At 63.4% G+C, this 550-nt stretch carries 1 pseudogene; it reads left to right on the plus strand.

Going from position 1 to position 550, the window contains the following annotated elements:
* Positions 1–107: 107 nt before the first annotated feature.
* Positions 108–550, plus strand: a pseudogene (locus tag ABD112_RS01280) (IS110 family transposase); the annotation flags it as partial.

The following is a 550-nucleotide window of genomic DNA, read 5'->3' on the forward strand; positions in this document are numbered from 1 at the left end:
ATCATCAAATGTCGGTATTGTGCGGTCAAGGAAGTGCAACCCTTCTCGGAGTGATCTCAATAACCACAACTTAGAAGGTGTTGCACTTCCGCTTAGAACCCGGGGAGGTCATCGGAAAGCTGAAAAAGTATGGCCAGGTCCTCTTCGTCGTCGATCAGCCGGCGACGATCGGCGCGCTGCCGGTCGCGGTCGCTCAGGCCGAGAATGTCCTCGTCGGCTACCTGCCGGGCCTAGCCATGCGCCGCATCGCAGACCTCCATCCGGGGGAAGCGAAGACCGATGCCCGCGATGCGGCCATCATCGCCCAAGCGGCCCGCACCCTTCCGCACGCGTTGCGGTCCATCCAGCTGNCATCCGCGGCCTCCTCACCCAGATCCACCCAGCTTTGGAGCGGGTTCTGGGACCGCACCTGGACCACCCGGCAGTGCTGGACCTGCTGCAGAAATACCCGTCGCCAGCGTCGATGAAAACTGCTGGCACGGTTCGCCTCGGCAACCGCCTGATCACGCGGGCACCCCGGATGGGACGTCGCCTCGCCGCCGAAATCACC

It is taken from the genome of Rhodoglobus aureus (genome assembly GCF_039527955.1).
In the GTDB taxonomy this organism is placed as follows: domain Bacteria; phylum Actinomycetota; class Actinomycetes; order Actinomycetales; family Microbacteriaceae; genus Rhodoglobus; species Rhodoglobus aureus.